This is a genomic window from Sphaerisporangium rubeum (assembly GCF_014207705.1).
Taxonomy (GTDB): domain Bacteria; phylum Actinomycetota; class Actinomycetes; order Streptosporangiales; family Streptosporangiaceae; genus Sphaerisporangium; species Sphaerisporangium rubeum.
Genome location: NZ_JACHIU010000001.1, coordinates 632,711 through 645,528 on the forward strand (window position 1 = coordinate 632,711; position 12,818 = coordinate 645,528).

The following is a 12,818-nucleotide window of genomic DNA, read 5'->3' on the forward strand; positions in this document are numbered from 1 at the left end:
CATCGATGACGTACCCCGTGGTGAGCCAGGTCGCACTGGACCCGGTCGCCAAGAGCGGATTTCTCAGCAGGCCCCGCCGCCAGATCAGCAGCCTCCCGAGGCAGCTTCCCCACCAGCGGCTCGTCTTCGAGTACGACGGCGCGTTCGTGCTCGGCGACCGGCGATTGCACGGCGACGATCCGCACATCCTGCACGCCGAGAGCGTCAGCGTCGTGGACATGACCAAGGATCAGCCGGTGACGGCGCACGTCGCCATCAGGTCGGCGGGGGCCCACTACTTCCACGTCGCCGTGATGTTCGCGTGCACCGTGGACGACCCGGTCGAGGTCGTCAGGTCCGGCCTGACGAACGCCGAGGAGCACCTGGTCACGTACATCAAGGGCTACCACAAGCTGTTCGAGCTCGGCCGCGACCACCAGCTCGACGAGGCCCACGAGCTGTGGACGAAGGTCCACGCGCAGGTGAAGGCCTACACGACCGTCGTGCCGTCGGCCCTGCCGGGGATGACCGTACGGTTCGCCGGACTCGACCTGACGCCGCCTGAGGTCATCGCGCGCGGCAAGGAGCAGTACGAGACCAGCATCTTCACTATTCGCGGCGAGCACGGCGTGCAGACCGAACGGCGCAAACTGGAACGTGACTACGAGCTCGACGAGCAGGAACACCTGCAGTACAAGTCCCGCGGCCAGAACGACTTCACCCGCCAGGAGTCGTCGGCGGACCTCGACCACCAGATCGCCGACGCCACCAAGGTGCGCAACTTCCTGACCAGCGGCCCCGGCGCCGCCGACGGCTACTTCGCCACCCTCCCCGGGCTCGGCACCCAGCAGGTCGCCGACCGGGTCGCCGCGCTCGGCGACCGTGAGTACCACGACGTACGGCGCGAGATCGAACGGGACCACGAGCTGCGGGTCGCCAGGGAGAAGGCGCGGGCCGACGTCGTCCGCGCGGCGATCCAGCAGGGACTGTTCAACGAGACGACCGGGAAGGAACTCCTGTCGTCCTTCGACAGGGCCGCGGGAGAGGAGCGATCGTACAGCGCGGTCGAGCAGCCGGCGCGGCAGGAGTACCGCGCGGAGCTGATCACGGCGCAGGACGACGACACGTTCATGGAGGAGGACGTCCGTGGTTGACGTGCTCCACCGGCCCACGCTGATCGATGCGCCGGTCCTGCGTGAACGTGCCGTCCGGCCGTACCCCGGCGCGGTCCTGCGGCGTCTCACCGGGGTGGACGAGGAGATCCTCGCGAGCGTCCCGCAGGAGCGGGCCCGGTACACGAGCCTCGGCGGCATCGTGCTCAGTACGGCGGTCATCGCGAGCGTCTCGATGTCCGGCGCGCTGACACTCATGGCCGAGATGCCGTATCTGGTCGTCCTGTCGGCGGCACTGCTGTGGGGGCTCAGCGTCGCCAACATCGACCGGTTCCTCATCACCAGCATGCAAGGCGACAGCGAGGGCTGGTCACGATGGTCGACCTTCGTGCTGCGGTTGATGCTCGCCGTCGTCGTCGGGCTCTTCATCGCCGAGCCGCTGACCTTGAAGATCTTCCAGGACCGGCTCGACCAGCAGATCAAGCTGGAGCAGGCGCAGGAGATCAGCCAGGCGGAGAGCCGCTACAAGCAGTGCAACCCTGGTACGGGGATCGCGCCGCCGTCCGGCCTGGACTGCTCCGGCTGGATCCTCGACGGCGGCGAGCAGGCGGCGGCGGTCGGGACCACGATCAGCCAGATGCAGGACTCGTTGGAGCAGAAGAACCGGCGGCTGGACCAGTGGAAGGCCGATCTGGAGAAGCTGTCGAACCGCACCGCGTCGGAGTGCTTCGGCGTGCTGATCGAAGGCCGCACCACCGGCAGGGCCGGGGTGGGTCCCGAATGCAAGGCGCGCCGCGCGGAGCTGGCACGGTTCGACCGGGCCCATGACATCGCCGGTCTCGAGCGCGAGGTGAGCGCTCTGGAAAAGCAGATCAACGACATGGACGCCAAGCGCGGTGCGGCCGAGGCGACCCGTGCGGGGACCATCAGTCAGAAGATCGCGGAGAAGATCAAGGAGAAAGAGGCCGCGTTCGGCGAGATCGGCATCCTCGAACGCTGGGAGGCCCTCGGCACCGTGGCGGCCCAGAGCGGCATGGTCAACTTCGCGCACTGGCTGCTGAGGATCATCTTCGTGCTCCTCGACTGCATGCCGATCATCTCCAAGGTCCTCAACGGCAGGACGCAGTACGACCGCCTGGTCGCCGGGAAACTCCGCAGCGGCGCATCCCGGTACCAGGCCAGGCTCAAGTGGGAGGACCGCGAGACGACCGGCACGTACGAGAACCGGCTCCACGAGGTGGATCTCCGCCTGAAGCGCGAACGCCGCGAGATGGACCTCGACCAGCGCATCAACGCGGTCAGCCGTGATGAGGAGATCGACCGCCTGGCCAAGGAGTTCATGGCCGGCTCGGCAGGCACTCGGTAACGCCGGGGCGTGTTTCCTCGCCGCGTCAGACTGAGCGATGTACTTCTGACGTAGGCACTGTCAGTCAGCGGATGTTCGTCCATCGTCAAGGCGCCTCTCTTCGGGAGACGCCTTGACGATGTCTCGCACTGCTCGGAAGGAGGTCGGTGCCCTACACCAGAAGAGGCGGGTACCGGTGAATCTCCGCTCGGTGTCCTGTTGAGCCGGCGAACTTGGCGTCGTCGGTGAGCAGCGGGATCCTCAGCAGCTCCGCCAGTGCGACGTACATGCCGTCGTACGAGGTGAGATTGTTCCGGAGCTCCAGTACGCGTAGGTGAAGAGGCTGCATTCGGTGGCGGACGATCTTGAGCTGGGAGAAGCGTTCCAGCATGATCCGAGCCCGCTCCTCTGAGATGCGCACCTCAGGCTTGCTGGTGATCACATGACCGCGTACCACCGAAGCGATCTCGACGTCGATCAACGCCGGGGCGTGCACTCTTCGGCTCAGCCTTTGCCGGAGAAGATCGTCACCTTTCACGTTCGCCAGGAGCCGGAAGATGATCGAGGCGTCGACGACCAGGCTCAACGACGACCCTCGCGCATCGTCTCGCGAACGAAGTCAGGGTCGTACGGCACCGGTTCGTCCGTGGCGATCTTGGCCATCACCTCGTCCAGTGTAGGAGTGGCCGCCTCCTCGTTGAGAAGGTCGCGGACGTAGGCGGTCAGCGATTTACCTTGATGCTCGGCTCGCGCTTTCAGCGTCGACTCCGTGTCTTCGGGGACGTCCCGGATCTGGATGGTACCCATACAGGCACCATAGCATGCTGACTGCATGCAGAAATGAGGATTGGAGCATGCAAATCATGGTGGTCGGCCATGCATGAGGTAGAGGGCGGGTGGTGATGCGCCGGTGTCTTGCAGGGCCGGTAGTGACGTACCCGCTGGTGGAAGGTCGGCGGCGGTCTGGTGGTCGTGGGGTGAGGGGGATGTGCCGGAGGGTCTTGCATGAACATGCACGGTTGTGAATATACTTCTGCTCATGTCCAAGGTGCTCACCTCACTGCCTGTCGGTGAACGTGTCGGGATCGCCTTCTCCGGAGGGCTCGACACCTCGGTCGCGGTCGCGTGGATGCGCGAGAAGGGTGCGGTTCCGTGCACCTACACCGCTGACATCGGTCAGTACGACGAGCCTGACATCGGCTCGGTGCCGGGACGGGCCACGGCGTACGGGGCCGAGGTCGCGCGGCTGGTCGACTGCAGGGCGGCGCTCGTCGAGGAAGGGCTCGCGGCGCTCGCGTGCGGGGCCTTCCACATCAGGTCGGGGGGGCGGACGTACTTCAACACGACGCCGCTCGGCCGGGCCGTCACCGGCACGCTGCTGGTGCGCAAGATGCTCGAGGACGGGGTGCAGATCTGGGGGGACGGGTCGACCTTCAAGGGCAACGACATCGAGCGGTTCTACCGGTACGGCCTGCTGGCCAACCCGTCGCTGCGCATCTACAAGCCGTGGCTGGACGCCGAGTTCGTCCACGAGCTCGGCGGCCGCAAGGAGATGTCGGAGTGGCTCGGGGCCCGGGCCCTGCCGTACCGGGACAGCACCGAGAAGGCCTACTCGACGGACGCCAACATCTGGGGTGCGACCCACGAGGCCAAGTCGCTTGAGCATCTGAACACCGGCATCGAGATCGTCCAGCCGATCATGGGGGTGCGGTCCTTCGACCCGTCGGTCGAGATCGCGGCCGAGGACGTCACGGTCGGGTTCGAGCAGGGCCGGCCGGTGACGATCAACGGCAAGGAGTTCGACTCCGCCGTCGATCTGGTCATGGAGGCCAACGCCATCGGCGGCCGGCACGGACTCGGCATGTCCGACCAGATCGAGAACCGCATCATCGAGGCCAAGAGCCGCGGCATCTACGAGGCGCCTGGCATGGCGCTGCTGCACGCGGCGTACGAGCGGCTGGTCAACGCGATCCACAACGAGGACACGCTGGCGGCGTACCACGTCGAGGGCCGCAAGCTCGGACGGCTGCTGTACGAGGGCCGGTGGCTCGACCCGCAGGCACTGATGCTGCGTGAGTCGTTGCAGCGGTGGGTCGGCATGGCGGTGACCGGCGAGGTGACGCTGCGGCTGCGGCGCGGCGAGGACTACTCGGTGCTCGACACCCGGGGCCCGGCGTTCAGCTACCACCCGGACAAGCTGTCCATGGAGCGCACCGAGGACTCCGCCTTCGGGCCGGTCGACCGCATCGGCCAGCTCACCATGCGCAACCTCGACATCGCCGACACCCGTGCCAAGCTGGAGCAGTACGCCGGCCTCGGCATGATCGGCAGTCAGCAGCCGGCACTGATCGGCGCGGCGCAGGCCGCCGCGACGGGCCTGATCGGCGCGATGAGCGCCGGCGGCGCGGAGGCCATCGCCGACCGCGGCGAGATCGGCCCTGTGCCTACCGACGACGAACTGCTGGACCACGCCGCCATCGAGTTCGGCACCGACTGAGCGGCCCTCCCCACGAAGGCGGACGTACCGGTACGTCCGCCTTCGCCGTCGTCAGGGGCTGGTGCAGGTCGCGACCGGGGTGGCCGCGGTGCCGTAGGCGGTGAAGCCGAACAACGCGGCGCCGTTCGCGGGCAGTGCGCCGTTGAACGACGCGTTGCGCAGCGTAACGTCGGGGCCGGACACCGTGGACGAGACGCTGAACACGTTGATGAAGGTCTGGCTGCCGGGCCAGGTCCACCGCACGGTCCAGCCGTTGATCGGCGAGCTGCCGGCGCGGACCGTCCCGAGGGACTGGAAACCCCCGGGCCAGGAGCTGACCGTCGTGATCGTCACCGAGCAGGTGCCGGGAACGGGGGCCGGCGGCGTGCTCGCGGTGGTGGCGGCGTGGCTCGCGCTCAGCGCCGCGTGGCCTGTGGTCAGAACGAGGAGCGCCGTGAGCGCGATCGCTCCGCCAATCGATGTGTACCTCGGCATCACACGTTCCCTCTCCCGTTCCATTGTGGTGTCAGCGGTAACAACGCTCAGTACGATGCGGCACGGAGATGCGGAACATGCGCGTTAGCGCTAACAATCGGTGATGCGGAGCCAATACGAGCCGCTGTGAGGTGTCAAGCAACGGCCGGCTCGGCTCGCACCACGCGAACCCCCAGGAAAAGGCCCACATTTCCTGACCAGCGAGTCGTTCGCCGGGCCTGCCGAGACACCGTATGAAACTTCCGCTCCCCCGAGGCCGGCCCTTCCTGCCGTTCCCGGAAGACACGTGTGATCACCACGTCATTCAGGTCAGAAAGTGGCCGCTGTCCCCCCTAGCGTGGAACACGTACCGACGAGCCACTGGAAGGTGGAGATCATGACCATGAGCGACCAGATCCTCGACGCGGGACAGGTGAACGACGACGGGGAGCGGGCCGACCTGCTGGAGGCGCTCGGCAAGCAGCGGCACTTCCTGCGGTTCACCACACGGGAGCTCAGCGACGAGCAGGCGCGGCAGCGGACGACCGCCAGTGAACTGACCCTCGGTGGTCTGATCAAGCACGTCACACAGGTCGAGCGCAACTGGGCCGACTTCGCGGCGCGTGGACCGGCGGCCATGCCGGACTTCTCGGCCATGACCGAGGAGGACTTCGCGCACTGGGGTGAGCAGTTCGTCCTGCTGCCGCACGAGACGCTGGCCGAGGTGCTCGAACGGTACGACGAGGTGGCCCGCAGGACGGACGAACTGGTGGCGACGCTTCCCGACCTCGGCGCCACGCACCCGCTGCCGAACGCGCCGTGGTTCGAGCCGGGTAAGCGGTGGTCGATCCGCCGCGTGTTCACGCACATCCTCGCCGAGACCGCTCAGCACGCCGGTCACGCCGACATCATCCGCGAGTCCCTGGACGGCGCCAAGACCATGGGGTGAGGCGGACCGACCGGCCGCGGCACACTAAAAAGGGTGGCGTGACCACACAAGAAGACTCCACAGCGCCGGCTCATCTGCGGGCCGGCGGCACCGGACTCGTCGTGGCCGTGGACGGCGGACGGCTGCCGCGCGTCCTGCACTGGGGCCCCGACCTCGGCACGCTCGGCGACGCGGCCCTGCGCGACCTGGCGCGGGCCGCACAGCCCGCCATCTGGGACAGCGTCATCGCCTACCCGCAGCCTGTGCCGGTGCTGCCGCAGCTCACCGAGGGCTGGCTCGGCCGTCCAGGGCTCACCGGGGACTCCGGCGCGCGCCGCTGGGCCCCGAGGTTCGCGGAGGCGACGCACCGGCTCGACGAGGACGCGCCGGGTGGGCCGGTGCTGCGCAGCACGGCGCGCGACCCCGAGTACGGGCTGGCCCTGGAGATCGAGATCCAGGTGCTCGCGGCGAGCGGGCTGGTACGCCAGCGGGCCACCGTCACCAATCTGGCCGGTGAGCCGTACACCGTGCGGAGCCTGGAGATGGCGCTCCCCGTGCCGGCCGCCGCCGCCGAGGTGCTCGACCTGACCGGCCGCTGGGCCCTGGAGCGGGTGCCGCAGCGGCGGCCGTTCCACATCGGGGAGTGGGTGCGCGCGTCCAGAGGCGGCAAGCCGGGGCTGGAGAACACCATGCTGCTGGTCGCCGGCGAGCAGGGGTTCGGGTTCCGGAGCGGCATGGTGTGGGGGACGCACCTGGCGTGGAGCGGCGGCCAGGTGCTCGCCGCCGAACGCACCCCCGCGGGGACGCGGCACCTCGCGGCCGGTGAGCTGCTGCTTCCCGGCGAGGTGGTGCTCGGTGAGGGGGAGCCGCACACGAGCCCGTGGCAGTACGGCTCGTGGGGAGAGGGGCTGGACGCGCTCGCGGCGCGGTTCCACCGGCACCTGCGGGCCAGGCCCGAGCACCCGCGCGCACCGCGTCCGGTCGTGCTCAACACCTGGGAGGCGGTGTACTTCCGGCACGACCTCGGCGTGCTCACCGAACTGGCCGAGCACGGCGCGCGGATCGGCGCGGAGCGTTTCGTGCTGGACGACGGGTGGTTCCTCGGCCGCAGGGACGACACCTCCTCGCTCGGCGACTGGACGGTCGACCCGGAAGTCTGGCCGGACGGGCTGGAGCCGCTGGTCGCGCGGGTGCGTGCGCTCGGCATGGAGTTCGGGTTGTGGTTCGAACCCGAGATGGTCAGCCTGGACTCCGGACTGGCCCGCGCGCACCCCGAGTGGGTGTTCGACGCGGGCCACGGCCCCGGGCTGCCGTCCCGCCAGCAGCATGTGCTCGACCTCGGTCACCCGGAGGCGTACGCGTACGTCTTCGAGCGCATGAGCACCCTCATCGGCAGGCTCGGCGTCGCGTACGTCAAGTGGGACCACAACCGGTACCTGCTCGACGCCGGCCACACACCGGACGGCAGGCCGGGGGTGCGGCGGCAGGTGGAGCGAACGTACCGGCTGATGGCCGCGCTGAAGGCCGCGCATCCGGGGCTGGAGATCGAATCGTGCGCCAGCGGCGGCGGCCGGGTCGACCTCGGTGTGCTGGAGCACGCCGACCGGGTGTGGCCGAGCGACTGCATCGACCCGCACGAACGGCTGGAGATCCAGCGCTGGACCGGGTTGCTGGTGCCGCCGGAGATGCAGGGGACGCACATCGCGGCGGAGGAGTCGCACACCACCCACCGCGTCCACCCGCTGGACTACCGGGCCGAGAAGGCGCTGTGGGGACACCTCGGCCTGGAGATCGACCTGCTGGCCGTCGACGAGGAGACCCGCGCGGCGCTGGCCCGCTGGGTCGCGTTCCACAAGGAACACCGGACCCTGCTGCACACCGGCGACGTGGTGCACGCCGACCTCGCCGACCCGGCGCTGCGGCTGGAAGGCGTCGTGGCACGTGACCGCGCCGAGGCGCTGTACGCGTTCAGTGTCGTCGAACGGCCGCCGGGCTGGCCGCCTGGACGGGTCACGCTGCCGGGGCTCGACGACGATCGCGTCTACGACGTGCGCGCCGTGTACCCGGGGACGCCTCCCGCGCCGCGCGCCATGCTGCCGCCGTGGCTGCGCGACGGGGTGACCCTGCCGGGACGGGTGCTTCGCCTGGCCGGCGTCGAGGCGCCGCCGCTGGACGTGGACCGCTCGGTGCTGCTGCGCGTGGTCGCCGTTCACTAGAATCCGGCACGTGGAAAGGGGACAGATGGAGATCGTGGTGGACGATCTGTCCGGCCCGCGGATCGCCGGGTTCCTGACCGAGCACCTGGAGGAGATGCGGTCCCTGTCCCCTCCGGAGAGCGTGCACGCGCTCGACCTGGACGACCTGCGTCGGCCCGAGGTCACCTTCTGGTCCGTGCTCGACGGCCCCACCCTGGTCGGCTGCGGCGCGCTCATGCGCATCGACGCCGAGCACGCCGAGATCAAGTCCATGCGCACCACCGCGGCGCGCAAACGCGGCGGCGTCGCGTCGCTGCTCCTCGACCACATCCTCACCGAGGCCAGACGCATGGGCCTCACCCGCCTCAGCCTGGAGACGGGCTCGGCGGAACATTTCCGGCCGGCCCGCCGCCTGTACGAGAAGTACGGCTTCGAGTACTGCGGCCCGTTCGGCGACTACCGCCTCGACCCGCACAGTGTGTACATGACGCGGCTGCTGTGACACGCGAACGCGGCCGGGGGGTGGACCCCCGGCCGCGAGGACGGTCGTCAGTGCACCATCACGTAGGCGTTGAAGGCCAGTGCGACGTCCCAGACCCGCGAGAAGACGATCACTCGTCCGCCGTCGAGCCCGCCGCAGTACACCGGGCTGCCGACGGCCGAGGTGATGCCCTGCGCCGCCACCTCGTCGAACCAGTTGGTGTAGGAGAACACCGGGCCGCCGCTGTCCCCGTGCGCGACGGCGCAGCCTCCCTCCACGCTCTTGGCGCGGACCATGTGCTTGACGTACTGACCATTGGTGTAGGTGCCGCTCCAGGCGGTCTCGGTCACCTTGATCAGGCAGTACTCCCCGCGCCTGGACCCGGAGTTGCACACGAAGTTGCCGACGTGCGCCTTCCACAGCGCCACCACCCGGTTGCTGCTCGACGAGGTGGGTCCGCCGTCGAACATGTCGGCGGTGGCGTCGGCCCGCACGACGGCGGCGTCCCGGTAGGAGATGCGCTCCGACACCGGGCCCATGTAGTTCGCCGGAGTGAAGCCGCCGCCGTCGTAGAACAGGTTCCCCAGCTCGCCGCAGTGCGCGGCGGTGAGGAACGCGCGGTTGTCGTACCGGTCCCAGACCGCGAAGCCCGAGGTGCAGCCGGCCCCCGTCGTGAGGTTCCTGGTGCGGCCCCCCGCGTAGTAGCTCGGCACGTCGTCCAGCCTGCTGTAGGCGGGCTCGAACGTCTCCCCGTTCTCCAGCGTGATCGGCGCCGTGGCCCCCGAAGGCCGGTGCAGCTCACCGGGCTCGGTGTCCTGGCCGGAGACCGACAGGCGCAGTCCGCTGCCGTCCGCCAGCGGAGCCGCCCCCGTGACCTGGCCGGACGAGACCCACCTGTCCACCTCCTCCAGCAACTGCGCGCGGCTGTGGGCCGCCGGCAGCACCGCCACCGGCGCCGCCAGCCGTCCTTCGGTCACGACGTCCTGGACGGCCCGCGGCACGGTTCCCCGCCAGTAGAGCCGCACCTCGTGGTTCTCGGGGTCGGCGACGATCCCCGCGTACCCCTCGGCGTCCTCGGACACCGCGAGCAGCCGGTCGGCCACCCCGTTCAGCCGCGCCTGCTCGGTGAACAGCGCGCGCCAGTCCGCGAAGCCCCCCGGCACCGGGTCTCGCGGCCCCGTGTCGTCGCGGACCGGCGGCTTGTCCCCCGTGGCGACCCGCCGGGTGGGCTCGGGCTCGCCGGACACCTGCGCCGCGGCGGCTCCCACCCCGAGAGCCGGCACGACGGCACAGACCACGCTCAGCACCGCCAGGCATAAGCGCACTTTCTTCTGCATTTCCTTGTTCCCCCGTTCGTTGGACCGGAGGCGATTACAGCAGGAGCGTCGCGGAGCGTTCCGCGGCGAAATGCGTGCGCGTCCTGTGCCGTTTGCTCTTGTGGAACGGCGGCCCGGGTGCTAACGGTCCCGCGCGGCGGCGACCACGGCCTGGCCGAGGCTGATGCCGCCGTCGTTCGCGGGGATCCGGCGGTGGGTGAGCACGCGGAAACCGGCGGCGCTCAGGCCGGTCACGGTGCGGTCGAGCAGCAGCATGTTCTGGAACACGCCGCCGGAGAGGGCCACGGTGGTCAGGCCCGAAGTCTCCCTGAGTGCTTCGCAGCGGCGCACGACGAGGCCGGTGACGGCGTTGTGGAAGCGCGCGGCGATCACCTCGCGGGGGACGCCGGACAGCAGGTCGTCGGCGGCGGCGCGCACCAGGTCGGCGCCGCGGACGCCTCCGGGGGTGACGGTGGCCTGGTAGGTGCCGCGTTCCGCGGGATCGGCGAGTCGTTCGAGTTCGACGGCGGCCTGGCCCTCGTAGGTGACGGCGTGCCGTACCCCGAGCAGGGCCGAGACGGCGTCGAACAGGCGGCCGGCGCTGGAGGTCAGGGGGGAGGCGAGGCCGGTGCGGGCCAGGGTGAGCACGTCGTGCCAGCGGTCGTCCGTCGCCAGCTCCTCGGGGGGACGGCCGTCGTACGCGGCGTCGAGGTAGGCGGCGGCCATGCGCCACGGCTGCCGGATCGCGGCGGCGCCGCCTGGCATCGGCACGGGGACGAGGTGCGCGGCCCGTTCGGCTTCCGCGAGGCCGGCGAGCAGGAACTCGCCACCCCACAGGGTGCCGTCGGTGCCGTGGCCGAGACCGTCGAACGCGACCCCGATCACCGGGCCCTGTTCGCCGTTGTCGGCGAGGCAGGAGGCGATGTGCGCGTGGTGGTGCTGCACGCCGATCAGTTCGACGCCGTCGAGGCCGAAGGCGTGCTTGGTGGACAGGTACTCGGGGTGCAGGTCGTGCGCCACCACCTCGGGGACGACGCCGAACAGGCGCGACAGATGCGCGATGCCTTCGGTGTACGAGCGCAGCGTCTCGTGGTTCTCCAGGTCGCCGATGTGGTGCGAGACGAAGGCACGCCGGCCCTCGGCCAGGCAGAACGTGTTCTTCAGCTCCGCGCCGCACGCCAGCACGGGCCGCGCCGCGCCGGACGGCAGCGTGAACGGCTCGGGGACATGGCCCCGCGAGCGGCGGAGCATCATGGAGCCGCCGCGGAAGGGCCGCACCACCGAGTCGTCGGTGCGGACGTGGATGGGCCGGTCGTGGGTGAGGAACACGTCCGCGACGCCGGTGAGCCGCGTGAACGCGTCGGCGTCGTCGTGCGCGATCGGCTCGTCCGACACGTTGCCGCTGGTCAGCACGATCGGCTCGCCGGTGGCCGCGAGCAGCAGGTGGTGCAGCGGGGTGTACGGCAGCATGAGGCCGAGGTGCGGCGCGCCTGGCGCGACCGACGGCGCCACGGGGGCCCGGTCCCGCCTCGGCAGCAGGACGACGGGCCGCCCGGGGCCGGTCAGCAGCGCGGCGGCGAGCCCGTCCACCTCGCACAGCAGTGTGGCGCGTGGCGCGTCGGCCACCATCACGGCGAACGGCTTGTCCTCGCGGTGCTTGCGCCGCCGCAGCGCCGACGCCGCCGCCTCGTCGGACGCCAGGACCGCCAGGTGGTACCCGCCGAGCCCTTTGACCGCCGCCACGCCGCCGTCGCGCAGTGCGGCGGCGCACTCGGCCACGGGGTCACCCGGCAGGCCGGCGCCGGTCGCGGCCGTCAGCCGCAGCCGGGGGCCGCAGCCGGGGCAGCACGTCGGCTGCGCGTGGAACCGCCGGTCGGCGGGGTCGTGGTACTCGGCGGCGCAGGCCGCGCACATGGCGAAGCCCGCCATCGTGGTGCGCGACCGGTCGTAAGGCACACCGCGCACGATGGTGAACCGCGGCCCGCAGGCGGTGCAGTTGACGAACGCGTACCGGTACCGCCTGTCCGCCGGGTCGGCCATCTCCCGCAGGCAGTCGTCACAGGTGGCCGTGTCCGGCGACACCAGCGCGCGCCGTACCCCCGAGGTGTCGCTGCGCGCGATGGCGAACCCCGAGGCCCCGAGGGGGGCCCCTTCCACCGCGCGGACCCGTTCGACGCGCGCGAGCGCCGGCGCGTCCCGCCGCAGCGCGACCAGGAACTCCTCGACCCGGTTCCTCGGCCCTTCCGCCTCGACGAACACCCCTTCGGCGTCGTTGCCGACCACCCCCGCGAGCCCGAGCCGCGTGGCGAGCCCGTACACGAACGGCCGGAACCCGACCCCCTGCACGACCCCCTCGACCCGCACGTCGACGCGTATCACCCGGCCAGTGTGCGACCGGGCCCTCATGCCGGAAAGCGACCGCGCCGGGATTTTTGTGACACAGGTCACATCGAAGCCGGGGAATGACCCGCGGCGTACCGGCGGTTGACGCCTGTGTCGCGGGAAACGGGGA

At 70.3% G+C, this 12,818-nt stretch carries 11 protein-coding genes; 6 read left to right on the forward strand and 5 right to left on the reverse strand.

Annotated elements, in window-relative coordinates:
* The first annotated feature begins 5 nt into the window (after positions 1 to 5).
* The gene (locus tag BJ992_RS02425; protein WP_184978322.1) at positions 6 to 1,133 is read left to right on the forward strand and encodes a hypothetical protein; all 1,128 of its coding nucleotides are present in this window, start codon (positions 6 to 8) and stop codon (positions 1,131 to 1,133) included.
* A complete protein-coding gene (locus tag BJ992_RS02430; protein ID WP_184978323.1) occupies positions 1,126 to 2,457 on the forward strand; it encodes a DUF4407 domain-containing protein in 1,332 nt (443 codons plus the stop codon). Before BJ992_RS02425 ends, BJ992_RS02430 begins: the two co-directional genes overlap by 8 nt.
* Before the next feature lie 151 nt (positions 2,458 to 2,608).
* Here the strand turns inward: BJ992_RS02430 and BJ992_RS02435 are convergent, their stop codons facing one another.
* Positions 2,609 to 3,022, reverse strand: a complete 414-nt coding sequence (locus tag BJ992_RS02435) for a type II toxin-antitoxin system VapC family toxin (protein WP_184978324.1) — start codon at positions 3,020 to 3,022, stop codon at positions 2,609 to 2,611.
* Complete coding sequence (locus BJ992_RS02440; protein WP_221474657.1) at positions 3,019 to 3,243, reverse strand: FitA-like ribbon-helix-helix domain-containing protein; 225 nt, start codon at positions 3,241 to 3,243, stop codon at positions 3,019 to 3,021. Before BJ992_RS02440 ends, BJ992_RS02435 begins: the two co-directional genes overlap by 4 nt.
* Before the next feature lie 232 nt (positions 3,244 to 3,475).
* Between BJ992_RS02440 and argG the strand changes: the two genes are divergently transcribed.
* Positions 3,476 to 4,933 carry an argininosuccinate synthase gene (gene argG, locus BJ992_RS02445; RefSeq protein ID WP_184978325.1) on the forward strand — a complete coding sequence of 486 codons (1,458 nt, stop codon included), beginning with the start codon at positions 3,476 to 3,478 and terminating at the stop codon, positions 4,931 to 4,933.
* A 51-nt stretch (positions 4,934 to 4,984) separates the two neighbouring features.
* Here the strand turns inward: argG and BJ992_RS02450 are convergent, their stop codons facing one another.
* A complete protein-coding gene (locus BJ992_RS02450; protein ID WP_184978326.1) occupies positions 4,985 to 5,407 on the reverse strand; it encodes a cellulose binding domain-containing protein in 423 nt (140 codons plus the stop codon).
* A 376-nt stretch (positions 5,408 to 5,783) separates the two neighbouring features.
* On the opposite strand from BJ992_RS02450, the gene BJ992_RS02455 reads away from it, so the two are divergent.
* The 3 genes from BJ992_RS02455 to BJ992_RS02465 are packed head-to-tail and all read left to right on the forward strand — an operon-like array spanning position 5,784 to position 9,011.
* The gene (locus BJ992_RS02455) at positions 5,784 to 6,335 is read left to right on the forward strand and encodes a DinB family protein (protein WP_246496500.1); all 552 of its coding nucleotides are present in this window, start codon (positions 5,784 to 5,786) and stop codon (positions 6,333 to 6,335) included.
* Between the two features lie 38 nt (positions 6,336 to 6,373).
* Positions 6,374 to 8,530 (forward strand): alpha-galactosidase, encoded by a 2,157-nt coding sequence (locus BJ992_RS02460; RefSeq protein WP_184978327.1) that lies wholly within the window; start codon positions 6,374 to 6,376, stop codon positions 8,528 to 8,530.
* Between the two features lie 10 nt (positions 8,531 to 8,540).
* A complete protein-coding gene (locus BJ992_RS02465; protein ID WP_343072466.1) occupies positions 8,541 to 9,011 on the forward strand; it encodes a GNAT family N-acetyltransferase in 471 nt (156 codons plus the stop codon).
* 47 nt (positions 9,012 to 9,058) lie between these two features.
* Here the strand turns inward: BJ992_RS02465 and BJ992_RS02470 are convergent, their stop codons facing one another.
* Together BJ992_RS02470 and hypF are read right to left on the reverse strand one after the other, a co-directional pair.
* Positions 9,059 to 10,327, reverse strand: a complete 1,269-nt coding sequence (locus BJ992_RS02470; protein WP_184978328.1) for a chymotrypsin family serine protease — start codon at positions 10,325 to 10,327, stop codon at positions 9,059 to 9,061.
* A gap of 120 nt (positions 10,328 to 10,447) precedes the next feature.
* A complete protein-coding gene (hypF, locus tag BJ992_RS02475) occupies positions 10,448 to 12,685 on the reverse strand; it encodes a carbamoyltransferase HypF (RefSeq protein ID WP_343072467.1) in 2,238 nt (745 codons plus the stop codon).
* Positions 12,686 to 12,818 lie beyond the last annotated feature (133 nt).

Bases quoted from the DNA above. Each gene is read 5' to 3' on its own strand.
- argG (WP_184978325.1), top strand. From the start codon at position 3,476: ATGTCCAAGGTGCTCACCTCACTGCCTGTCGGTGAACGTGTCGGGATC.
- BJ992_RS02455 (WP_246496500.1), top strand. From the start codon at position 5,784: ATGACCATGAGCGACCAGATCCTCGACGCGGGACAGGTGAACGACGAC.
- BJ992_RS02470 (WP_184978328.1), bottom strand. From the start codon at position 10,327: ATGCAGAAGAAAGTGCGCTTATGCCTGGCGGTGCTGAGCGTGGTCTGT.
- BJ992_RS02450 (WP_184978326.1), bottom strand. From the start codon at position 5,407: ATGCCGAGGTACACATCGATTGGCGGAGCGATCGCGCTCACGGCGCTC.
- BJ992_RS02440 (WP_221474657.1), bottom strand. From the start codon at position 3,243: ATGGGTACCATCCAGATCCGGGACGTCCCCGAAGACACGGAGTCGACG.
- BJ992_RS02425 (WP_184978322.1), top strand. From the start codon at position 6: ATGACGTACCCCGTGGTGAGCCAGGTCGCACTGGACCCGGTCGCCAAG.